This is a genomic window from Actinophytocola xanthii (assembly GCF_001921205.1).
Taxonomy (GTDB): domain Bacteria; phylum Actinomycetota; class Actinomycetes; order Mycobacteriales; family Pseudonocardiaceae; genus Actinophytocola; species Actinophytocola xanthii.
The window spans coordinates 137,363-159,970 of the sequence record NZ_MSIE01000008.1 but is presented as its reverse complement, the minus strand read 5'-3'; the positions used below and the strand labels follow the sequence as shown (position 1 = coordinate 159,970).

Here is a 22,608-nt window from a genome sequence, read left to right as displayed (position 1 = left end):
ATGCTGACGTCAGGCCAGCTCCTCGCCGAGCGGTACCGGCTGTCACGCCGGATCGCCGTCGGCGGCATGGGCGAGGTCTGGGAAGCGGCGGACACCCGGCTCGACCGCCGGGTCGCCGTGAAGGTGCTCAAGCCCGAGCTGTGCGGGGACGCGGAGTTCCTGCACCGGTTCCGCACCGAGGCACGCACCACCGCCTCGCTCAACCACCCCGGCATCGCGGCCGTCCACGACTACGGCGAGACCGCCTCGATCGTCGACGGCCCCAAGGACACCGCCTACCTGGTGATGGAGCTCGTCGAGGGCGACCCGCTGGCGGCCATCCTGGCCAAGGAACGCCGGATCAACGCCGAGCGCACGCTCGAGATCCTCGAGCAGGCCGGCAACGCACTGCAGGCCGCACACGAGCGGGGCTACGTGCACCGCGACGTCAAGCCGGGCAACATCATGGTCACCCCCACGCCGGACGGCAGGGTCGTGGTCAAGTTGACCGACTTCGGCATCGCCAAGGCGGCCGACGCGGCACCGGTCACCCGCTCCGGCATGGTCATGGGCACGGCCCACTACATCGCCCCGGAGCAGGCGCTCGGGCACGAGGCCGAGCCGGCGAGCGATGTGTACTCGCTGGCCGTGGTTGGCTACGAGTGCCTCGCCGGGCATCGCCCGTTCCTCTCCGAGAACGCGGTGACCGTGGCGATGATGCACATCCGGGACATGCCGCCACCGCTGCCCCCGGACGTCCCCCCGCACGCCCGCGCGGTGGTCGAGGCGACCCTGGTGAAGGACCCCGCCCAGCGCTACGGCAGCGGAGGGGAGTTCGCCGCCGCGGTCGCGGCGGTGCGCGCCGGTCTGCCGCTGCCGGCACCCTCCGGTCGCGCGCTCGCCCCCGCTAGCATGGGTGGTCCGGCGAGTGCCAGCAACCCGCAGATGCTCGCCGTGGGACCGCCGAGCGCGCCGCACCAGACCACGGGCACCGGGTCGTTCCCACACACCTCGTACGCTCCGCCGCGTCGTAACCGGACGGCATTGTGGGTACTCGTCGTCGTGCTCTCGTTGGCGCTGCTCACGCTGGCCGGTTTCGGACTGGCGGCGCTGCTCGACGGCGACACCGGAGGCCAGTCCCAGCCGCAGACCTCCACTCCCGCCGGGGGGAACGAGGAGAGCGGCGAGGGTGGAGCGGGCGGGGCCGGGCAGAGTGGGGACGGCACCAGCGTCGGCAACGGCACGGAGCCGGGGAACCCGCCAATGCCCGGTGAGGTCCCGGCCGACATGGTTGTCGTGGACGGCGACGACTACGTGGGCCAACCCGCGAGCGAGGTCGCCGAGCGACTGTTCCGAGCGGGCCTGGAGCCGGTGGTGGAAGCCGAGGGTGGTCGGCTTCCGCAGGACCCGGACACCTGCATCGTGACCTCCGTCGAGGCGGACGGTCGGGTGCGGGTCGGTTCGGAGGTTCCCGTTCACTGCGTGGAGGAAGAAGGGCCGTCCCGATGAGCCGGGCAGGTGGCGACACATGACCGGCATGATTTGTCCGAGCGCCGCACATCCGCAGACGAGGATCGAGACGACAGACCGATGACCAGTCCTAGACTGCTCTCCAACCGGTATCAGCTGGGCGAGGTGCTCGGCTACGGCGGCATGTCCGAGGTGCACAAGGGTCGTGACGTCCGACTCGGTCGGGACGTCGCAGTGAAGGTGTTGCGCGCCGACCTGGCCCGCGACCCACAGTTCCAGGAGCGCTTCCGCCGCGAGGCGCAGAACGCGGCCGCGCTGAACCACCCGGCCATCGTCGCCGTCTACGACACCGGTGAGACCAGAACCGACCACGGTCCGCTGCCCTACATCGTCATGGAGTACGTCGACGGGCGGACGCTGCGCGACATCGTGAAGACCGAGGGCCCGCTGCCCGGTCAGCGCGCGATGGAGATCATGGCCGACGTCTGCGCGGCACTCGACTTCTCCCACCGGCACGGGATCGTGCACCGGGACGTGAAGCCGGCGAACGTCATGATCACCAAGACCGGCGCGGTCAAGGTGATGGACTTCGGCATCGCCCGCGCGGTCGCGGACGGCCAGGCCGCCGTCACCCAGACCGCCGCCGTCATCGGCACGGCGCAGTACCTGTCCCCGGAGCAGGCACGCGGCGAGGCGGTGGACGCGCGCAGCGACGTCTACGCCGCCGGGTGCGTGCTGTTCGAACTGCTCACCGGGGACCCGCCGTTCACCGGTGACTCCCCGGTCGCCGTGGCCTACCAGCACGTCCGAGAGGACCCGAAGCCGCCGTCGGCGCTCAACCCCCGGGTCTCCCCGGCGTTGGACGCGATCGTGCTGAAGGCGATGTCGAAGGGTGCGCCGAACCGGTACCAGTCGGCCGCGGAGATGCGTACCGACCTGGTTCGGGTGCTCTCCAACCAGCGGCCGCTGGCGCCGATGGTGATGACCGAGGAGGACCGCACCACGATCCTGGCCCAGGGTCGAGCTGCGGCCGAGCCGACCAGGGGTGGCCGGCACCGCCCGCAGACGCTGGCCAAGGACTACGACGACTACGACCCCTACGGGGACGAGGAGGCCGAGCGCCGGCGCCGGGCCAAGCGTGGCTGGTTGATCGCGCTGGTGACCGTGCTCGCGATCGCCCTGATCGGCACGCTGATCTGGCTGGTCAGCAGCACGCTCAACACCGAGGCTCCCTCCGACGAGGTCACGGTGCCGAACGTGATCGGCAAGAACGGCAACGACGTCCAGCGCGACCTGCAGGACCAGGGCTTCAACGTCCGGGTGGAGAACGTGCCCTGCCAGCAGGGTCCGGACGGTCAGCCCGGGCCCTGCGGCCCGGACAGCATCGGCAAGGTGATCGACACCAGGCCGAAGCCGGACCAGACGATGAAGAAGGGCGACCGGCTCGTGCTGATGGTCGGCGCCCCGGCCGAGCGGGTCGAGATACCCGACGTCGGCAGCCGCACGCCGGAGGAGGCCAAGCAGCTCCTCTCCGACGCCGGCCTCGCGGTTGCCCCGGACCAGCGGGAAGAGGAGACCGACGACGAGGACCTGGTCGGCAAGGTGATCCGCCAGGTCCCGGCGGCCGGTCAGCTGGTGGCGAAGGGCAGCCAGGTTCGGCTCACGATCGGCAAGGCGCCGGAGACGGTCACCGTCCCGGACCTGACCGGCCAGGACGTGGAGCGCGCCTCCACCAACCTGGAGAACCTCGGGTTCGACGTCAACGTGGAGGAAGTGTCCTCCGCGGAGCCGGCCGGCACCGTCCTCGAGCAGGACCCCAACGACGGCGAGCTCCCGCCGGGCAGCACGGTCACGCTCCGAGTCTCCAAGGGAGACCAGGAGGAGAAGATCACTATGCCCAACCTCGACGGCCTGCTGCCGCAGGAGGCCGAGGGCCGGCTGCGGGAGCTGGGCTGGAACGGCAGCCTGAACGTGCAGGGCGGCGGCGAGACCGACGACCCGGGTCAGCTCGGCCGCGTCGTCGAGCAGGAGTTCAGCGAGGGGCAGGAGATCGAGAAGGACCAGAACGTCGGGGTCCGGTTGGCCACCCAGGTGACCGACGGCGAAGGCGAAGGCGAAGGCAACGGCGAAGGCAACGGGAACTGAGGTCATGCGGGTCGCGGTCGTCGGTGCCGGTGTCATCGGCCTGGCCACCGCGGACGCACTGCTGCGCCGGGGCGCCGAGGTCGTCTGTCTCGAGGCCGACGAGCCGATGGCCGCGCGGTCGGCCGGCAGCTCGCGCATCTTCCGGCTGGCGCACGCCGATCCCGCCCTGGTCGCCTATGCGTCCCGTGCCCGCGAGCTCTGGTCGGTCTGGTCGCAGCGCCACGGCAGCCCGCTGGTCGGTACCGAGGGCGCGGTGCTCACCGGTCCGGTAGCCCCTGCCTGGGCGCTCGCGATGGCCGGTTTCGAGCACTCGTTCCTGGAGGAGACCGGGAGCCTGGACCTACCGGCCCGCTCGGTGCCCGGCCCGGCCCTGGTCGACCCGGCAGGCGGCGTGATCGACGTGCCGGCCACCGCAGCGTTCCTCCGCACCGCGGTGGGACCGGCGCTGCGCCGGGCCCACGTGTACCGGCTGACCGTGGGCGAGCAGACAGCGCGGCTGTCGTCGTCGGAAGGCGAGCTCGAGGTCGACCGGGTGGTGGTGGCCGCCGGTCGCGGCACCTGGCAGTTGGCGGCCCACGCAGGCGTGTACGTACCCACCGCGCTGGCCCACCACGTGCGGTTCACCTTCCGGCTGCGGGACCCCTCGGCGCGCCCGCCGTGCTGGATGGACCGGACGGAGTTCTGGCAGCCCGGCTTCACGACCTACCAGCAGTGTTCCGGGCCCGGGGAGTGGTCGGTCGGAGCCTCCCTGCCGCCCGAGGACCAGGCATGGGAACGGGGCCGGGCGGCGGTGACCGCGCGTTCGCGCGACCTGGTCCGCAGGTATGTCCGGGAGGCCCTGCCCGACGTCGAGGACGAGGTCCTCGCGGAGCTCTACTGCGATTTCCCGCCGGGCCTCGGGGACGGCATCCACCACGCGACCGCGGGTACGGCCACGTTCGTCTGGGGCGACAACCTGTTCAAGCACGCGCCCGCGATCGGCGACGCGTTGGCCGCGGCGACGCTGGCAGGCGGTGTGCCGGACATTCCGGCCGCGTGATGCGGGTCAGGGGATTGACGCGGCGTCGGCGAGCACGCGCATCTGCAGAGTCAGCTCGGCCACTCGCGGCTCCGGGACGACGTGGCCGCACACCGCGAGCCAGTTCGCCAGCATGCGGTGCCCGCCCTCGGTGAGGACCGACTCCGGGTGAAACTGCACACCCTCGACCGGCAGCTCCCGGTGCCGCATCGCCATCACGATGCCGCCTGCCGTCCGGGCGGTCACCTCGAACTCGTCCGGGATCGTCTCGGGCAGCACGGTCAGCGAGTGATACCTGGTCGCGGTGAACGGGTTCGGCAGCCCGGCCAGGACGCCGGCGTCACTGTGGTGCACGACGCTGGTCTTGCCGTGCAGCAGCTCCGGGGCACGGTCGACGGAGGCGCCCCAGGCAACGCCGATGGCCTGGTGGCCGAGGCAGACGCCGAGCACCGGTACGGCCTCGGCCGCGCAGCGGCGGACGACCTGGACGCTCGCGCCCGCGCGCTCCGGGGTGCTCGGACCGGGACTGACCAACACCCCGTCGAAGCCCGCCAGGGCGTCCGAGCCGGTCAGGGCATCGTCGTCGTTGCGCCGAACAACGCACTCCGCCCCGAGCTGGGCCAGGTACTGGACCAGGTTGTAGACGAAGCTGTCGTAGTTGTCGACCACCAGTACGCGCATGACTGAGCACCTTACCGAGAAGAGCGCCGGATAGCGGCCACTCTCTCGGGTACCACTCCCGACGACTCGCCCAGCGGCATGAACCTCGCGATCAACGCCACGGTGTTTGGCGCGTTTACGCCAGCCCGATCGGGATCGTCGTCGACGAAGTTGTTGCTATTTCTGGTCATTCATCTGTCCACATCAGACTAGTCTTCTGTGGACAGACCGTGTGGATAGACGACTACCAACTCACTCGGCGGTCACATTGTTGAACGGCAACAACGGCTCGAGCCAGGGGAACACGACGAACAGCAGCAGCGCCGCCACGCCGAGCGCGAGGACCACCGCGAGCGCCACCCGGACCGCGACCGGCCCGGGCAGATGCCGCCAGATCCACCCGTACATCAGCCGGTCTCCTCCAGCTCGACCGGCCGCTCGTCGGGCTTGCTCGGGTCCTTCGCCCACTGGTCGGTGAGCACCGCGTGCACGATGAGGCGCTCCTTGTCCGAGAAGCGGGGGTGGCAGGTGGTCAGCGTCATCAGCGAAGCCATCTCGCCGGAGCTGAGCGTGACGTCGGGGTTGTGCGGCACCGGAGCGATCACCCCGCCGTTGGTCGGGAGCACGATCTCCTGACCGACGAGGGCCTCGTACGGGCCGCCCAGGGGCTCGACGCCCTTGCAGCGCGGGTCCTTGCCCTTGCCCTCGGCCCAGCCGGCCTTCTCCTCCTCGAGCGGGACCATCCGGTAGACGAACCAGCTGTGCTGGGTCTCCACGACGATCGCGTCGCACGACTGGATGAGGTTGATGTCGTTGAACGGCGCACCCTTGCCGACGCGGTGTCCGGCGACCGAGAAGTTGCCTGGCTGGCCGGGGTAGGCGGTGTCGGTGTAGTGACCCGGGCCGACCTCGAGGCTCTCCGCCGTGGTCCCCTCCACGATCGTGAACTGGTAGTCGGCGCCGAAGGCGGGGATGTACATCTTGGCGAAGCCGTCACCCTCGCCGAGGCCCTCGAAGTGGTCGCTGCGCTGCGCTTCGGCGGTGTCCTGCTCGTGCCAGCGGTCGTCCAGCTGCGCGGTGGCCTCCCGCTGCTTGCCGGCCGAGATGAGGTCGGTTATGTAGACCTCATAGATCACGAACAGCAGGACCACCATGCCAAGGGTGATCAACACCTCGCCGACGGTCCGCACGATCGTCCGGGTACGGTCCTTCTCGGGCGGCGTGGGTCCGGGGCGGGGACGGGGTCGCGGAGACGGCGCCAGCTCGCCGAGATCGCCGGAGATCCGTCCTGCGCCGCGGCCGAGGTGCTCCACAGTGCCCACAGCGCGCTCCTTTCGGTCCTCGACCTGTTGGTTCGCCGCCCTACTGGGCTACGTTAACGTGTTGCACAGTGGCGGTGTTCGACGTGAACACTGTCGCGACCAAAGCTACACGCCAGGTGAGGACGAGATGCCCAAGTCCAAGGTCCGCAAGAAGGCGGTTTACACGGCCCCCGCCGACCGCCGCACCCCGGTGAAGGTGAAGGCGGCCGGCCCGTCACATCCTATCTACGTGGCCGTCATGCTCGGCGTGATGCTCCTCGGTCTGGCGTGGTTGGTGGTCAACTACATCGCCGGCGAGGACATCCCGTTCATGGCCGACCTGCAGAACTGGAACTTCGCGATCGGGTTCGCCCTGATGATCGGCGGTCTCCTGATGACGATGCGGTGGCGATGATACTCCGTTCGGAGCAGCGCCACTAAACCACACGGGTGTAAGTATCCCCAGTGTGGACAACCACTGTGGATAACTTTCCGAGGATGTCACCCGTCTGATCCGGAGTGTGACCGCCGTGTCCTCCCCGAGCGTCCAGACCTGGGCCCCCAGGCTCGAACTCGCGGTGCTGGCCTGGGTCCTGGCCGTCGCGGCCGGGACCTGGGCCGTGTTCACCGACGACGCGCCGGGCAGGATCCTGCTGGGAGCCGCGGCGCTGGTGTTCGCGCTGACCGGGCTGTTCTGCTCGATCGCCCGGCCCCGGCTCACGGCGGACGTGACGGGGGTCACGGTACGCGGACTCGCCGGGTCGCGGTCCTGGCCGTGGGCCGAGGTGAACGTACGGCTGGTCCGCACCCGCCGGCTTGGTCGGGAGAGCACGACGCTCGAGCTCGATGCGGACCGGGCCGAGGTCCCCGACCTGGTCGTGCTCGGCCGGCTGGACCTCGGCGCGGACCCGGAGGACGTCGTCGAGGCCTTGCTCGCGCTGCGGACCTGACCCGCTCTCGGCGCCGCCCCGGGGTCAGATGCCGAAGCAGCTGACCCCGAGCGGCGTCGTGATGCAGTCCATCGACATGCTCTGGACGGCGACGGCCACCAGCAACATCACGGTCAGCGCCACACAGGCACCGACCTGCACCTGGGTCCGGCTCCTCGCCGGCGCGTAGACCATCGCCGCGGTCGCCAGGGCGCCCGCGACCAGCCCCCCGACGTGGCCGAGCAGCGAGATCCCCGGTAACGCGACGCTGAGGAAGATGTTGATCGCGATCAGCGTGAGCACCGGACCGGGGTTCAGCTTGGCCTTGAACACCACCACGGCGATGCCGCCGAACAGCCCGTACACCGCGCCGGACGCGCCGGCGACGCCCCCGTCGGGTTCGCCGAACAGCATGATGGCCGTGGACCCGCCCAGCAGCGCCAGCAGGTACACGACCAGGAACCGGACACGACCGAGCGCGACCTCCAGGTCCTTGCCGATCACCCACAGGGCGACCATGTTGAACAGGAGGTGGACCGGTCCGTAGCCGCCGTAGTTGCCGAAGTGCAGGAAGCCCGAGGTGACCAGCCGCCACCACTCACCGGCCGACACGAACACGGGCCGCAGCACGCCCTCGATGAACGCCGTCGAGCGTTCGTTGTCGACGATGCTGCCCGCCTGTACGGCGGTGAGCACGAAGGCGGCGAGGTTGACCGCGACGAGCGCCGGCACCACGACGAGCCGGCGCGACCGGGACACCCGGGCGCCGGCGACCGTGCGAGGTGCCCGAACGGTTCGGGCTCCCTCCTGCACGCAGTCGACGCACTGGTAGCCGACCGAGGCCTCCCGGAGGCAGTCCGGGCAGGCCGGGCGGTCACAGCGGACGCAGCGCAGTCCCGTCGGCCGGTCCGGGTGCCGAACGCAGGCCGGGAGGTCGTGCTGCCGGTTGACCGACACTCAGCCCTCGGCGCGCTCGACGGTGACCCGCTCGACCACGATGTCCTCGACCGGCTTGTCGTGCGGCGGCGAGGTCTGGGTCCGGGCTATGCCGTCCACGACGTCGCGCGACTCCTGGTCGGCGACCTCGCCGAAGATCGTGTGCTTGAAGTTCAGCCAGGTCGTCGGGGCGACCGTGATGAAGAACTGCGAGCCGTTCGAGTCGGCGATGCCGGGGTTGGCCATCCCGAGCAGGTAAGGACGGTTGAACTGCAGCTCGGGGTGGAACTCATCGGCGAACGTGTAGCCGGGGCCGCCGCGGCCGGTACCGGTGGGATCGCCGGTCTGAATCATGAAACCGTCGATCACCCGGTGGAAGATCATGCCGTCGTAGTACGGACCGCTGCTCTCGCCCTTGGCATTGCGTTCGGTGTACTGCTTGGTGCCCTCGGCGAGGCCGACGAAGTTGGCCACCGTCTTGGGCGCGTGATCGGGGAAGAGAGTGATTCGGATGGGGCCCCGCGACGTGTGCAGGGTAGCCGTTACCTTCACTCCCACGAGGGATCCATTGCTGTCTGCCACCCGGCCATCGTGCCATCCGAGCGAGATCGGTCCGGAAGCGGCAGGATGGTAACTGTCCGATGAAGCCACCTGGGAGCGAAGTATGGACGAAGTGAAGGCCATGTCCCGAGCCGGGTCGCGTGCCGGCGAGACGGTCGGCAGGGCTGTCGGCTCCGGCTGGCTCGCGGTGCGGCGTGGGGCCACACGTGCTGGTCACGCCAGCGCCGAGGCCACCATGAAGGCCGCGCAGGCCGCTGATCGGAAGCTGACGGAGCGCGGTGTCGCGCCCCAACAGCTGACCGTGGCCCTGGCCGAGGGCGCCGAGCTGGCCCGCCAGGAGGTTGTGAAGACCACCCGGCGGACGCGCAAGAAGCTCGCGCGCACGGCGAAGAGCACCCGCAAGGAGCTGGCGAAGGCGGCCAAGCAGGCACGCAAGGACGCCAAGAAGAGCAAGCCGGCGAAGCGGGCGGCGAAGACGGCCAAGCAGGCCAGGGCGGACGCCAAGAAGCTGAAGGCGTCGCTCCGGGCCGAGGCCGGCAGGATGAAGGCGAGGGCCAGGGACGAGGCAGTGGCCCTGAAGCTGATGCAGGCGCCCAAGAAGCGCCGGCGTTGGCCGAAGGTGATGCTGTTCGCGATCATCGCCGCCGGGGTTGCCTACGTGGCACGCGGCAAGGCGACCACGCCGCCGGCGTCGGCCCCGGGGCGCGCCGCGTCCACGACGAAGAAGGACACGGCCGCCGCAGGCTCGACGGCTACCGGTTCGACCGCCGGTTCGACCGCCGGTTCGACCGCCGGTTCGGCGACCAGCCCGACCCCGGCCAGCTCGACGAAGACCGAGTCGACGACGGGTTCCACGGTGCCGGACAAGGCGCCCGGCTCGGCCGCGGGCGACGCGACGAGCGGGAACGGCCAGCAGAACGGCCGGCCGTCCAAGGAGTCGACGACCAAGCACGGCTGAGAGACCGGTTCGGCCCGCCAGGCCCCTCGCGCCTGGCGGGCCGAACCATGTCCGGAGCCGGGGTCAGAGCCCCAGCGCGCTGATCGTCTCCTCGGCGACGAGCTTGGCCTTGAGGCTCTGCTCCTGGTTGGTGACCACGACCACGGCGGTGCCCTCCTTGGCGACCGCGTAGACGGCGCCGTGTTCGGTGGGCTGGGCGCCCCCGCTCCACCCGCCGTCGAGCGTGGCGGGGTTGGCGGTGTCGACCGGCGCCAGCTGGTCGACGAAGGCCTTGGCCACGGCGGGGTCACCCCGGTAGATCTGGACACCCAGCTGCACGCTGCCGTCGGACCGGAAGAAGTGGCAGGCCGGCGGGTCGTCCGTGGTGATCTTGGTGTCGGCGACCCGCTGCCCGTTGGTCTCCTCGACGAACGCGTCATCGAGGTAGGGGCAGGGTCCTTCCTCCTGTGGATCCGCGATCGGCGGCGGCACCGCGGCGGGCGATGACTCGCTGGTGGCCTCGGTGGTCGGAGGGTTGATCGGGGTGGGATCGTCCGCCGCGTTCTCGGAACCACAGGCGACGAGCACGACCAGCAGCGGACCGAGCAGGAACGAAACGCGCCTCATGGCCGCGAAGTCAACCACATACCGTGTCATCGTCTTCGCGCACCGTCGCTCCCTGTGGACAAGCGCACGACGAAACGGCGTTGACCAGGGGATATGGCGATCTGTGAGGTGTGCACAGCCTGTGGACACCCGGCACTCGTGGAGACGAGGGGAATCGAACCCCTAACCCCTGCCTTGCAAAGGCAGTGCTCTGCCAATTGAGCTACGTCCCCGACCCGACGAAGGCAGGAAGACCCCCGTCGGCACTACATCAGGACTAGTCATGCATGAGGTAGCCATCCATTGGATGACTAGTCATACAGGCGCTGGGTGCGCCTCAGGCCTTCTTGACGTTGTTGGCCCCCGCGGCCGGAGCAGTAGCCTCGCGCCACAGGTCATCCTGCGCCTTGGCCGACTTGCTGCGCCGCACCACGAAGAGCACGCCACCAGCGACGGCCACCAGAGCGAGAAGCTTCTTCACGTCCATTGCCTCCTTCGGCAAGCCACAACGATCCACACACCGCGACCGGTCAGGACCTCCGCGGCGAGACCCCAAGTCTGCCACACCCCCGAATCACCACCCGGGGCCGCCTCGACGCCCTCCAGCCGGCTTCGAGGGCACGGAAACGGCGGTCTGGTTGCGGCGGACAGCCTTCCCTCTCGTGTCCGAGCCTGCCTATGTCACCAGGACCCGGGCCGCCTACGACACCGTCGCTGACCTGGGCTGCGGGCCGGGCCGGTTGACGGGCTACCTGGCCTCGCTCGGGCTCGACGTGTTCGGAGTCGATCTCTCCCCCCGGATGGTCCGAGCGGCCCGCCGCGCGCATCCGGAGCTGCGCTTCGAGATCGGTTCACTGGAGGCGTTGACGCTGGATGACGGCTGCCTGGCGGGCGCGTTGGCCTGGTACTCGCTGATCCACACTCCGCCGGAGCGGTTGGCGTCGGTGGTGGCGGAACTGGCGCGGGTGCTGGCACCGGGGGGGACGACTGCTGGCGACGTTCCAGGTCGGTCAGGAGGCTCGCCGCATCACCCATGGGTACGGCCATCGGGTCACCTTGGATGCCTACCGGTTGCAGCCGGACTTCGTCGCCGAGACGTGCACTGCCGCGGGCCTGGACGTGGAGGCACAGCTGACGCGACAACCGCGGCCGCCACACGAGAAGACACCACAGGCATACCTGCTGGCCCGCAAGCCGGGCGGCCCCCGGGCGCATGCCGGAGCGGGCGCAGACAAAGTCAGGGGCCGCCCACCCGGAGTGGACGGCCCCTGACATACGTGGGCCTAGGAGGACTTGAACCTCCGACCTCTTCGTTATCAGCGAAGCGCTCTAACCGCCTGAGCTATAGGCCCTCGACCAGCGAGACGAGACTATCGCACCGTGGTCGCGGGTCGCACACCAGTACCCCGTTACTCCCGTTCCGCGAGGGTGACCTCGAGACCCCCGGCGAGATCGGCGGAAACGTTGTAGATGAACGCTCCCACCGTGGCCAGCGCGCTGAACAGGACGATGTTCACCGCCCCGATGATGGCCGCGATGCCGAACACGCGCCCCGCGCTGATCAATGGTTCCGAGTTGCCCGCGGCGCCGCCGTCGTCGGAGATCTGGAGGAAGTCGCTGGAGATGCCGTTGAGCTTGTCCCAGACGCCCATTCCGCCGAGGACGGCGTAGAGCACCCCGACGGCGACCAGCCATACGAAGAACAACGCCACCGACAGCACGAGCGACAGCTTCAGCACCGACCACGGGTCGAACCGCTTGATCTGGAGGTTGGCTCGGCGTGGGCCGCGGCCGGGTCGGCGGAGGGCACTGGGGGTGGCACCGGCCCCGATGCGCAGCGGCCCGGTGGACGGGTTGCTGGCGTCGAGATGGACGGTGGTCCGGTTCTGCCCGCCGGCGCCGGGGAGGCTGCTGGCCGTCGGAACGCTGTCGGAGAACAGGCGGGCGGCCGCCGCACCGGTGAGCACCGGCCGCTCGACCTGCACGGTGGTCTCCCCCGGCCCGGTGCTCGGGCTGACCGGCATGGTCTGGTGCCCCGCCTGGGCCGGCGAGGACTGCGCCTGAACCGGCTGGCCGGACGATGCCGGCTTCGCGGGCTCGCTCGGGCCCCGCTGCCACGGGGGCGGGGTGCCCGGCCCCACCTCGAGATCGTCGCTGGTGAGGCGGGTGGTCGGCGGGTCCCCGGCCGGTTTGCCCTGCTCACCGTTCGCCCCGCCACTCCCACCGGTCTCCTGCTCGACCGACTTCGCCTGGCCGTCGGTAGCGACGCCGGACGGGCGTTCCGGCTCTCGCTCCGGGTTCTGACCGGTGCTGCCGGACTTCTCGGGTGGTGTCACGGGAATCCCCTACGTCTTCGCGGCTTACTGGGGCTGCTGGCCGTTGCCGGTCGGGTCGACCGGTCCCGTCTCGGTGGACGTCGGGCCCGGGGGCTCGGTTGCCTCGCCCGTCGGGTCGGCCGCGACGTCTCCGTCGGTCGGGATGTCCACCTCCGGCGCGGGAGCCGTGCCGGCGTTCTCGGCCGAGACCTCGGCACTGCGGGCGACCGCTACCAGGGTGGTGCCTTCACCCAGGTTCATCAAGCGCACCCCCTTGGTCTGCCGGCCGGCCTTGCGCACCTCACGGGCTGTGGTCCTGATCACTCCACCGGATGAAGTGATCGCGTACAGCTCGTCGTCGACGTCGACGATGAGTGCGCCTACCAGCCTCCCACGCCGCGTGTCGTGCTGAATCGTGAGCACGCCCTTCCCGCCGCGACCCTGGACCGAGTAGTCCTCGATCGGGGTGCGCTTGGCGTAGCCGCCGTCGGTGGCGACCAGGACGAACGTGCCCTCGCGGACCACGCCGAGGGTGAGCAGCTCGTCCCCGTGGTTGAACCGCATGCCGAGCACGCCGGAGGTCGCGCGACCCATCGGCCGCATCGCCTCGTCGGTGGCCTGGAACCGGATGGACTGGCCGCCGGCGGACACCAGCAGCAGGTCGTCCTCGGCGGCGCAGAGCACCGCGCCGACCAGCTCGTCGTCCTCACGCAGGTTGATACCGATGAGACCGCCGGCGCGGTTGCTGTCGAAGTCGGAGAGCCTGCTCTTCTTCACCAGGCCGCTCTTGGTGGCGAGCACGAGGTAGGGGGCTGCCTGGTAGTCCTTGATCTGGATGACCTGAGCGATGTGCTCGTCCGGCTGGAACGCCAGCAGGTTCGCCACGTGCTGGCCGCGGGCGTTGCGGTTGGCCTCCGGCAGCTCGTAGGCCTTGGCCCGGTAGACCCGCCCCTTGTTGGTGAAGAACAGGATCCAGTCGTGGGTCGAGCTGACGAAGAAGTGGGCGACGATGTCGTCCTGCTTGAGGCCCGCCCCCTGCACACCCTTGCCGCCGCGCTTCTGCGCCCGGTAGAGGTCGGTCTTGGTCCGCTTCGCGTACCCGGTGCGGGTGATCGTGACGACCACGTCCTCGACGGCGATCAGGTCCTCGATCGAGACCTCGCCGTCGAAGGGAATGATCTTTGTGCGCCGTTCGTCGCCGTGCTTCTCGACGATCTCCATCAGCTCGTCGCGGACGATCGTGCGCTGCCGCTCCGGCTTGGCGAGGATGTCCTGAAGCTCGGCGATGTAGCCCTCGATCTCGGCGAGCTCGTTGACGATCTTCTGCCGCTCGAGGGCGGCGAGTCGACGCAGCTGCATCTCGAGGATCGCGTTGGCCTGCAGCTCGTCCACGTCGAGCAGCGCGATCAGGCCGGTACGGGCCTCGTCGACCGTGGGTGAGCGGCGGATGAGCGCGATGACCTCGTCGAGCGCGTCGAGCGCCTTGACGTAGCCACGCAGGATGTGGGCCCGCTCCTCGGCCTTGCGCAGCCGGTAGCGGGTGCGTCGGACGATGACCTCGACCTGGTGGCGCACGTAGTGCCGGATCATCTGGTCCAGCCGCAGCGTGCGGGGCACGCCGTCGACCAGGGCCAGCATGTTCACCCCGAAGTTGTGCTGCAACTGGGTGTGCTTGTAGAGGTTGTTCAGCACGACCTTCGCGACCGCGTCCCGCTTGAGCGTGATCACGATCCGCATGCCGTTGCGCTTGTTGGACTCGTCGGCGACCTCGGAGATGCCCGTGATCCGGCCGTCGCGGACCAGCTGCGCGATGTTCTCGATCAGGTTGTCCGGGTTCACCTGGTAGGGAAGCTCGGTGACGACCAGGATCGTGCGGCCCTTGGCGTCCTCGTCGACCTCGATGACCGAGCGCATCCTGATCGAGCCGCGGCCGGTGCGGTAGCAGTCCTCGATGCCCTGGGTGCCGAGGATCTGGCCGTAGGTGGGGAAGTCGGGACCCTTGATCCGCTGCATCATCGCGGCCAGGGTCTCCTCGTCGGAGGCGTCCCAGTTCTCCAGGGCCCAGACGACGCCGGCGGCCACCTCGCGCAGGTTGTGCGGCGGGATGTTGGTCGCCATGCCGACCGCGATGCCGCCGCTCCCGTTGACCAGGAGGTTCGGGATGCGCGCGGGCAGGACGTCGGGTTCCTGGGTCTTGCCGTCGTAGTTGTCGGAGAAGTCGACGGTCTCCTCGTTGATGTCCTGGAGCATCGCCATGGCCAGCGGGGCCATCCGGGCCTCGGTGTACCGCATGGCGGCCTGCGGGTCGTTGCCCGGCGAGCCGAAGTTGCCCTGACCGTCGATCAGGGGGTAGCGCAGCGACCAGGGCTGGGCGAGGCGGACGAGCGCGTCGTAGATCGCGGAGTCACCGTGCGGGTGGTAGTTACCCATGACGTCGCCGACGATGCGCGAGCACTTGACGTGGCTGCGGTCGGGACGCAGGTTGGTGTCGTACATCGAGTACAGCACCCGGCGGTGCACCGGCTTGAGCCCGTCACGAACATCCGGCAGCGCCCGGCTGACGATGACGCTCATCGCGTAGTCGATGTAGGAGCGCTGCATCTCCTGCTGGATGTCGACCGGCTCGATCCGGTCACCCTCTGGCGGCACGGTTGTTTCCGTCACGGCGTGAAGCTTCCTTCCGCAGGCCAGCGCGATCGAGGATTCGCTGGTAACCAATGCAGTCTATCTGTGCTGGTCAGGACCGCTGTGCAAGGCTGGCTGAGCCGTCCGGGAGCACAGGTCTGAACAGCGCTTTCCGCCCTCCGACCCACCGCGCCCAGACACATCCCACGCGCCGCGAACCGCGACCCGCGGTGGCCCGGGGAGGCCGCACCACCCCCCTGCGCCGAACGCTCCGACGGTCTTCGCGCGCGTACGCACGATGCCCACCCCCCACCCGTTCCCGGGGGCGTCCCGCCGTGCCAGTTTATCGGGGTTGGGGGTGGTGTGGGGGGTGAAGGGGGTCGACTGTGGACAACTGGACCAGTTGTGGACAACTTGACGTACAGGCTGGTCGGGACGGAGGGGCGGGTGTGGATGGGGTGTGGATGGAGGTGTGGAGCCGGGCGCGAGCGCCCCGCCGCGGCGGGGTGGTGGTGGGCTCGGCGCACGGCGTTGGTCAGACGTCGAGGAAGCGGACGTCCTTGGCGTTCCGGGTGATGAACGAGCGCCTTGCCTCGACGTCCTCACCCATGAGCACGCTGAACAGCTCGTCGGCGGTTGCGGCGTCGTCGAGGGTGACCTGGAGGAGGAGGCGGTGCGCGGGGTCCATCGTGGTCTCCCAGAGCTCGTCGGCGTTCATCTCGCCGAGACCCTTGTAGCGCTGGATGCCGTCCTCTTTGTTGATCTTCTTGCCGGCCTCGAGGCCGGCCTTGATCAAGCCGTCGCGTTCCCGGTCGGAGTAGGCGAACTCGGGCTCGGCGCGCTGCCACTTGATCTTGTACAGCGGCGGCTGGGCCAGGTACACGTGACCGTGCTCGACCAGCGGGCGCATGAAGCGGAAGAGCAGCGTCAGCAACAGGGTTCGGATGTGCTGACCGTCCACGTCGGCGTCGGCCATCAGCACGATCTTGTGGTACCGCAGCTTGCTGACGTCGAACTCGTCGTGGATTCCGGTGCCCAGCGCCGTGATCAGGCTCTGCACCTCCGTGTTCTTGAGGACACGGTCGATCCTGGCCTTCTCGACGTTGATGATCTTGCCGCGGATCGGGAGGATGGCCTGGAACATCGACTCCCGGCCCTCCTTGGCCGAACCACCCGCGGAGTCGCCCTCGACGATGTAGAGCTCGCACTCCTCCGGGTTGGTGGAGCGGCAGTCCTTGAGCTTGCCGGGCAGGCCGCCGATGTCGAGGGCTCCCTTGCGGCGCACCAGTTCCTTGGCCTTGCGGGCCGCGATCCTCGCCGTGGCAGAGGAAACCGCCTTCGACACGATCGTGCGCGCGTCGTTGGGGTTGCGCTCGAACCAGTCGGCGAGCCACTCGTTGCAGGTGGTCTGGACGAAGGTCTTCGCCTCCGTGTTGCCCAGCTTCTGCTTGGTCTGGCCCTCGAACTGCGGCTCGGCCAGCTTGATCGAGATGATCGCGGCGAGCCCCTCGCGCACGTCGTCGCCGGTGAGGTTCTGGTCCTTCTCCTTGAGCAGCTTCTTCTCGCGCGCGTACACGTTCACAACGCGGGTGAGCGCGGCGCGGAAGCCCTCCTCGTGCGTGCCGCCCTCAGCTGTGTTGATCGTGTTGGCGAACGTGTACACCGACTCGCTGTAGCCGGTGTTCCACTGCATCGCGACCTCGACCTCGAGCCCTTCTCCCTTGGCCTCGAAGGAGATCACGGTCTTGTGGATCGACTCGCGGGTGTGGTTGATGTGCTTGACGAAGTCCTCGAGACCGCCCGGGTAGCAGTACGTGCGCTCCTTGACGCGCGCCGACTTGCCCTCGGCGTCGGCCTCACTGTCCTGATCGGACACACGCTCGTCGCGCAGCACGATCGTGAGGCCCTTGTTGAGGAACGCCATCTCCTGCAGGCGTCGGGCCACGGTCTCGGCGTTGTACTCGGTGGTCTCGAAGATGTCCGGGTCCGCCCAGAACGTGACCGAGGTGCCGGTGCGGTCGGTCTCCGGTCCCTCCACCAGCTCGCCGGGCTCCGACCGCTCGTAGTGCTGGTTCCACACCTTCCCGTGGCGGTAGACCTCGATGTCCAGCGCCGTCGACAGGGCGTTCACCACGGAGACGCCGACACCGTGCAGACCACCGGAGACCGCGTAGCTGTCGCTGTCGAACTTGCCGCCGGCGTGCAGCTGGGTGAGCACGATCTCCAGCGTCGACTTCTGGTGCACGGGGTGCGGCTCGACCGGGATGCCGCGGCCGTCGTCGACCACCCGGACGCCGCCGTTGCCGAGCAGGGTGACCTCGACCCTGGTCGCGTAGCCGGCCATCGCCTCGTCGACGGCGTTGTCGACGACCTCCCAGATCAGGTGGTGCAGGCCTCGCTCGCCGGTGGAGCCGATGTACATGCCAGGCCGCTTGCGGACGGCCTCCAGGCCCTCGAGAACAGTGATCGAGGACGCGTTGTATTCATGGTCGTTGGCTGCCACGGGCGTGGTGTCTCCCTCGTCAGGACGGGCGCAAAACTCCCCGCTGTCGATTGTACTTGGGCGCTCGCTCAGAAGTGGGCCAAGGACACCCCTAGCTTTGCCGCAGACGCTCTCGCCGGAACCCGTCCGAGGTCGGACGCCTGCGGGGATCCTCCCGGGGGAATCTGACAGCTTGTGGCGGCCGTTCACCCATAGGTGTCCCTGGGGCCGCGTCCCGGCACGCGGCGGGTGCCATGCCGCCAGCTCGGCGCGGCGGGACCGTTCACCTTCAGCTTCGTCACGACGCCGTCTCCCACCCCGGCCGCGATCTTGGCGAGCAGCTGCCGCTGCAGCAGGCGGAGCTGGGTTGCCCAGGCGGTGGAAACGGCCTGGATGGTGAGTTCGCCGTCGCGCAGGACGACCGGCTGGGTGTGCTCGGCCACGTCCTCCCCGACGATCGCGCTCCACCTGGCGAACAGTCGACCGGTCGCCAGCTGTCCGCTCCACCCGCGGTCAGCGGCCAGGCGGGAGGCGAGCCGGCCGAGGGGCTGCGGGTCCCGCTCGTCCGGACGCGGACCGGACCACCGGCGGCGGCGTCGGTTTCCGGTGAAGCCCCGCTTGGCCTGGTTGGTCCTGCGCGGTCCCGGACCGCTCGAGGCGTCCTTCGCCGCCTGGAGAGCCGCCTTGGCCAGGTCGGAGCCGCGAAGCTGTGGATAGTCACGCTGCGTGTTGGACAGCATGAGCTGTTCAATATCAACACCCTTTTGGGTGTTGGCGGTACCCGGATCTGCCCCCATCGAGCGCCCCTGGTCGCGGGGAGCATCAGTGTTATCCACACTATCCACAGGTTTGTCCCCAGATGTGGGGGGATTCACGCCGTTCGTGGTGAACTTGAGTCGATCATCGTCAGGCCGGTCCGACACGCGACACCTCCCCGTTGGACACGACGAAGCGCGCCCCGGCGAGCTCGTCCGGGACATCCTCCTCCACCGCCGCGGTCACGAGGACCTGTTCGGCGTTCGAAGCCACTTCGGCGAGTCGCGCGCGACGACGACGGTCCAGCTCGGCGAACACGTCGTCGAGCACGAGCACCGGCTCGTTCCCGTCGGACCGCAGCAGTTCGTAGGAGCCCAGTCGCAGCGCGAGTGCGAAGGACCACGACTCGCCGTGGCTCGCGTACCCCTTGGCGGCGAAGTCGGCGAGGGTCAGCTCGAGCTCGTCGCGGTGCGGGCCGACCAGGCTCACCCCGCGTTCGAGCTCGGCGTCGCGGCCGGCCACCATCGCCGCGAGCAGGGCGTCCTGCAGCACCTCACGGTCGGCCCGGGAGCCGGGAGTGCCGTAGTCGGGCGGGAACGAGTCGCCGATCCCGGACCGGTAGCGAATCCGCGCCGGCCGGGACTCGGGCGCGACCCCGGCGTAGGCGCTGGTCACGTGGTCGGCGAGGTCGGCGACGAGGTCCAGACGGGCGCCGAGCAGCTCGGCACCGTGCCGCGCGAGGTGACCGTCCCACACGTCGAGCGTGCCGATGTCCCCCTTCGCCCCGGCTCGGCGGGCATGGCCGGAGGACTTCAACAGGGCGTTGCGCTGCCGCAGTACCCGCTCGTAGTCCGCGCGCACGCCCGCGTACCGCGGCGCGCGTAAGACCAGCAGCTCGTCGAGGAACCGGCGCCGCTCGCCGGGGTCGCCGCGGACCAGCGCCAGGTCCTCGGGTGCGAACAGCACGGTGCGCAGGATCCCCAGCACGTCGCGCGTCTTGGGGACTGGGGCGCGGTTGACCCTGGCCCGGTTGGCCTTCCCCGCCGTTATCTCCAGCTCGATCGTCAGCTCGCGCCCCTCGTTGACCACAGCGAGGCGCACGATCGCCCGGGGGCAGCCGTGCCGGATCAGCGGCAGATCCACCGCGACGCGGTGCGAGCCGAGCGTTGCCGCGTACCCCACCGCCTCGACGAGGTTGGTCTTGCCCTGGCCGTTGCGCCCGACGAGAACGTTCGCACCGGGCTCCAGCTCCAGGTCGGCGTGCTCCCAGGAACGGAAGTCGGTGACCTGGAGGTGCCTGACCCGCACCGTCAGCCCTGGGTGCTGCCCGCACCCGAGGACGGCCCGGCGTGGATCACGGCGTGCCCACCGAACTGGTTGCGGAGCGAGGCCACCGCGCGCATTGCCGGCGAGTCCTCCTGACGGGAGCGGAACCGGGAGAACAACGCGGCGGAGATCACCGGCGCGGGCACGGCGAGGTTGATAGCCTCCTCCACGGTCCAGCGGCCCTCGCCGGAGTCCTCGACGTAACCACGCAGGTCGTCGAGCTCGGGATCGGAGTCGAGCGCGCGGACCAGGAGGTCGAGCAGCCAGGACCGGACGACCGTGCCACGCTGCCAGGCCTTGATCACCGACGGCACGTCCTCGATGACCTTGGCCGCCTCGAGCAGCTCGAAACCCTCGGCGTAGGCCTGCATGAGCCCGTACTCGATGCCGTTGTGAATCATCTTCGCGTAGTGGCCGGCGCCGACCGGACCGGCGTGGGCGAAGCCCTCCTCGCGCGGCCCCTCTGGACGCAGCGCGTCGAAGATCGGCATCGCCCGCTCGACGTGCTCGGCGGAGCCGCCGACCATGAGGGCGTAGCCGTTCTCCTTGCCCCACACCCCGCCGGAGACGCCGCAGTCGAGGTAGCCGACGCCCTTGCTGTCGAGCAGCTCGGAGTTGATCTTGTCGTCGGTGAAACGGGAGTTGCCGCCGTCGATCACCAGATCACCCTCGCTGAGCAGATCCGAGAGCTCGGCGATCGTCTGTCGGGTCGGATCTCCGGCCGGCACCATGACCCACACGACCCGCGGCGCCTCGAGCCGCTCCACCAGCTCGGTCAGCGACCCGACGTCGGTGACGTCCGGGTTGCGGTCGTAGCCCACCACCTCGTGACCGGCCGCGCGAATCCGGTCCCGCATGTTGAAGCCCATCTTGCCGAGACCGACGAGACCGAGCTGGACCTTGCTTGACACTGGGCGTTCCTCCGTTATCAGCCGGGCAGGCGCACGGGCATCAGCAGATGCAGGTACCCGGCGACCACGTTGCCCTCGTCGTCGACCGGCTTGATGAGGGCCGGCCGGCTCGGCGTGGTGAACGACAGCTCGGCCCGCTCGGCATGCAGCGCGCCGAGTCCCTCCTGGAGGAACGACGGGTTGAACGCGATGGTGACCGGCTCGCCGGTGTACTCCACCGCGAGCTCCTCCTCCGCGCTCCCCTCGTCGTCGCCACCGGCGGAAAGCCGCAGCCCGTTCTCCCCGAACTCGAGCCGAACCTGGGTACCACGCTCGGCGACCAACGACACGCGTTTGATCGCCTCGACGAGCGGGGCGACGTCGATGATCGCGGTCGAGGTCTGGTCGCTCGGCAGCAGCTGGCGGTACCGCGGGAACTCGGTGTCGAGGAGGCGGCTGGTGGTGCGCCGGCCGTTGCCGGACAGACCGATCAGGCCGTCACCGGGAGCGAGCGCGAGCTCGACGGTGGCGCCGGCGGTGCCGAGTGCCTTCGCTGCCTCGGCCAGGGTGCGGGCCGGCACGAGCACGGCGACGTCGCCGGCGTGGGCCAGGCTGCCGTCGGGCTGCCAGGTGAACTCGCGCATCGCGAGGCGGAAGCGGTCGGTGGCGACGAGCGTGAGCGTGTCGCCGTTGATCTCGACCCGCACGCCGGTGAGCATCGGCAGGGTGTCGTCCTTGCCGGCGGCGACGGCGACCTGGCTGACCGCGAGGCCGAACACCTCGCCGGTGAGCTCGCCCGCTCGGGGTGGCATCGCCGGAAGCTGGGGGTAGTCCTCGACCGGCATCGTGGGCAGGCTGAACTTCGCGCTGCCGCAGGTGATCGAGACGCGTGCGCCGTCGACCATGATCTCAACGGGTTGGGCCGGGAGGGCCTTGGTGATGTCCGCGAGCAACCGACCGGAGACGAGGGTCCGCCCACCGTCGGCCACGGTCGCGGCGACACCCACCGTCGCGGAGACCTCGTAGTCGAATCCGGAGATGGTCAGCGCATCCGAGTTGCCGGTGTCCAGCAGGATCCCGCCGAGTACCGGGACCGGCGGACGGGACGGCAACGAACGAGCCACCCAGGCGACGGCGTCGGCGAGACCGTCGCGCTCGACGCGGATCTTCATGACTGTCCTTTCCAGACACGAGGAGGAGCCGCGAGTGCGCGGGATCTCACTCGAGCGAACTCTCGTAGACCGCCACCGTACGGCTTGCCGGACGAGGGCGGTACTCGGGGCTGGCTGCGCGACCTCCTGCTCGAGCGCCTCGGCTCGCTCGACTCGCGGCCCCTGTTTTTGCTTTGTGAATCCCTTGAAAGAGAGAAAAACAGCCGTAGTGATAGGGGCTGTGGGTTGTGTGGATACTTCTCGTCCGCGCACGTCGCGGCGGGCGGCGGGATGTGGATGAACCTCATGCGCGGCCCGTGGACAACTCGGGGTGCCCGTGGATGGACCGAGAGGCGGTCAGGGTTGTCCACAGTTCACCCACAGTTGCACACAGCAGACTCCCCAGCCGGGTACCCGGGCGTACCCAAGTCATACACAGGGTTGGGGGCGATTTTGTCCCCTTTCGGGGTGACAGCGGGGTTTTCGGGGGCGGTGGGTGGCTTGGGGAGGCCAGGAGTTGG

20 protein-coding genes, 2 tRNA genes and 1 pseudogene are annotated in these 22,608 nt (G+C 69.5%); 7 read left to right on the top strand and 16 right to left on the bottom strand.

Annotated features, from left to right (window positions below; genetic code table 11):
• The 3 genes from BU204_RS07165 to BU204_RS07155 all read left to right on the top strand — a co-directional run bounded on the left by BU204_RS07165 (window position 1) and on the right by BU204_RS07155 (window position 4,633).
• Window positions 1-1,488: a serine/threonine protein kinase gene (locus BU204_RS07165; protein ID WP_075124752.1), complete on the top strand. Its 1,488-nt coding sequence runs from the start codon at window positions 1-3 to the stop codon at window positions 1,486-1,488.
• An 81-nt stretch (window positions 1,489-1,569) separates the two neighbouring features.
• The gene (pknB, locus tag BU204_RS07160; RefSeq protein ID WP_075124751.1) at window positions 1,570-3,594 is read left to right on the top strand and encodes a Stk1 family PASTA domain-containing Ser/Thr kinase; all 2,025 of its coding nucleotides are present in this window, start codon (window positions 1,570-1,572) and stop codon (window positions 3,592-3,594) included.
• 4 nt (window positions 3,595-3,598) lie between these two features.
• Complete coding sequence (locus BU204_RS07155; protein WP_075124750.1) at window positions 3,599-4,633, top strand: NAD(P)/FAD-dependent oxidoreductase; 1,035 nt, start codon at window positions 3,599-3,601, stop codon at window positions 4,631-4,633.
• Window positions 4,634-4,639: 6 nt separating this feature from the next.
• On the opposite strand, the gene BU204_RS07150 is transcribed toward BU204_RS07155, so the two are convergent.
• From BU204_RS07150 to BU204_RS07145, 3 genes are all read right to left on the bottom strand, one after another.
• Entirely contained in the window at window positions 4,640-5,293 is a 654-nt protein-coding gene (locus tag BU204_RS07150; RefSeq protein WP_075124749.1) for an aminodeoxychorismate/anthranilate synthase component II, read from the bottom strand.
• Between the two features lie 231 nt (window positions 5,294-5,524).
• Window positions 5,525-5,680 (bottom strand): hypothetical protein, encoded by a 156-nt coding sequence (locus tag BU204_RS40630; RefSeq protein ID WP_198942793.1) that lies wholly within the window; start codon window positions 5,678-5,680, stop codon window positions 5,525-5,527.
• Window positions 5,680-6,594, bottom strand: a complete 915-nt coding sequence (locus tag BU204_RS07145; RefSeq protein WP_233159568.1) for a class E sortase — start codon at window positions 6,592-6,594, stop codon at window positions 5,680-5,682. Before BU204_RS07145 ends, BU204_RS40630 begins: the two co-directional genes overlap by 1 nt.
• A 127-nt stretch (window positions 6,595-6,721) precedes the next feature.
• Between BU204_RS07145 and crgA the strand changes: the two genes are divergently transcribed.
• Both crgA and BU204_RS07135 read left to right on the top strand, forming a co-directional pair.
• Window positions 6,722-6,988: a cell division protein CrgA gene (gene crgA, locus BU204_RS07140; protein WP_075124748.1), complete on the top strand. Its 267-nt coding sequence runs from the start codon at window positions 6,722-6,724 to the stop codon at window positions 6,986-6,988.
• Between the two features lie 106 nt (window positions 6,989-7,094).
• On the top strand, window positions 7,095-7,523 hold the full coding sequence (locus BU204_RS07135) for a PH domain-containing protein (protein ID WP_233159542.1): 429 nt from the start codon (window positions 7,095-7,097) through the stop codon (window positions 7,521-7,523).
• A 24-nt stretch (window positions 7,524-7,547) separates the two neighbouring features.
• On the opposite strand, the gene BU204_RS07130 is transcribed toward BU204_RS07135, so the two are convergent.
• Window positions 7,548-8,459, bottom strand: a complete 912-nt coding sequence (locus tag BU204_RS07130; protein WP_075124747.1) for a rhomboid family intramembrane serine protease — start codon at window positions 8,457-8,459, stop codon at window positions 7,548-7,550.
• Complete coding sequence (locus BU204_RS07125) at window positions 8,460-9,020, bottom strand: peptidylprolyl isomerase (RefSeq protein ID WP_233159679.1); 561 nt, start codon at window positions 9,018-9,020, stop codon at window positions 8,460-8,462.
• An 82-nt stretch (window positions 9,021-9,102) separates the two neighbouring features.
• Between BU204_RS07125 and BU204_RS07120 the strand changes: the two genes are divergently transcribed.
• Entirely contained in the window at window positions 9,103-9,957 is an 855-nt protein-coding gene (locus tag BU204_RS07120) for a hypothetical protein (protein WP_075124746.1), read from the top strand.
• Window positions 9,958-10,020: 63 nt separating this feature from the next.
• Here BU204_RS07120 and BU204_RS07115 read toward each other — a convergent pair whose 3' ends face one another.
• From BU204_RS07115 to BU204_RS39895, 3 genes are all read right to left on the bottom strand, one after another.
• Complete coding sequence (locus BU204_RS07115) at window positions 10,021-10,563, bottom strand: DUF2020 domain-containing protein (RefSeq protein ID WP_075124745.1); 543 nt, start codon at window positions 10,561-10,563, stop codon at window positions 10,021-10,023.
• Window positions 10,564-10,702: 139 nt separating this feature from the next.
• Window positions 10,703-10,775: transfer RNA gene (locus BU204_RS07110), tRNA-Ala, on the bottom strand.
• Window positions 10,776-10,879: 104 nt separating this feature from the next.
• Window positions 10,880-11,023, bottom strand: coding sequence for a DLW-39 family protein (locus BU204_RS39895; protein WP_233159677.1), 144 nt, complete (start codon window positions 11,021-11,023; stop codon window positions 10,880-10,882).
• Between the two features lie 181 nt (window positions 11,024-11,204).
• Here BU204_RS39895 and BU204_RS41110 point away from each other — a divergent pair.
• Window positions 11,205-11,468 (top strand): annotated as a pseudogene (locus tag BU204_RS41110) (class I SAM-dependent methyltransferase); the annotation flags it as partial.
• A 352-nt stretch (window positions 11,469-11,820) separates the two neighbouring features.
• Here BU204_RS41110 and BU204_RS07100 read toward each other — a convergent pair.
• The 8 genes from BU204_RS07100 to dnaN all read right to left on the bottom strand — a co-directional run bounded on the left by BU204_RS07100 (window position 11,821) and on the right by dnaN (window position 22,108).
• Window positions 11,821-11,894, bottom strand: a tRNA-Ile gene (locus tag BU204_RS07100).
• Window positions 11,895-11,951: 57 nt separating this feature from the next.
• A complete protein-coding gene (locus tag BU204_RS07095; RefSeq protein WP_408607991.1) occupies window positions 11,952-12,683 on the bottom strand; it encodes a DUF3566 domain-containing protein in 732 nt (243 codons plus the stop codon).
• 219 nt (window positions 12,684-12,902) lie between these two features.
• Entirely contained in the window at window positions 12,903-15,521 is a 2,619-nt protein-coding gene (gene gyrA / locus BU204_RS07090; protein ID WP_083661068.1) for a DNA gyrase subunit A, read from the bottom strand.
• Between the two features lie 496 nt (window positions 15,522-16,017).
• Window positions 16,018-17,985, bottom strand: a complete 1,968-nt coding sequence (gene gyrB, locus BU204_RS07085; protein WP_075124743.1) for a DNA topoisomerase (ATP-hydrolyzing) subunit B — start codon at window positions 17,983-17,985, stop codon at window positions 16,018-16,020.
• A gap of 185 nt (window positions 17,986-18,170) precedes the next feature.
• A complete protein-coding gene (locus BU204_RS07080) occupies window positions 18,171-18,704 on the bottom strand; it encodes a DciA family protein (protein WP_075124742.1) in 534 nt (177 codons plus the stop codon).
• Window positions 18,705-18,870: 166 nt separating this feature from the next.
• Complete coding sequence (gene recF, locus BU204_RS07075; protein ID WP_075124741.1) at window positions 18,871-20,028, bottom strand: DNA replication/repair protein RecF; 1,158 nt, start codon at window positions 20,026-20,028, stop codon at window positions 18,871-18,873.
• A 2-nt stretch (window positions 20,029-20,030) separates the two neighbouring features.
• Complete coding sequence (gene gnd / locus BU204_RS07070) at window positions 20,031-20,957, bottom strand: phosphogluconate dehydrogenase (NAD(+)-dependent, decarboxylating) (RefSeq protein WP_269844630.1); 927 nt, start codon at window positions 20,955-20,957, stop codon at window positions 20,031-20,033.
• A 17-nt stretch (window positions 20,958-20,974) separates the two neighbouring features.
• A complete protein-coding gene (gene dnaN, locus BU204_RS07065) occupies window positions 20,975-22,108 on the bottom strand; it encodes a DNA polymerase III subunit beta (RefSeq protein WP_075124740.1) in 1,134 nt (377 codons plus the stop codon).
• Window positions 22,109-22,608: the final 500 nt, after the last annotated feature.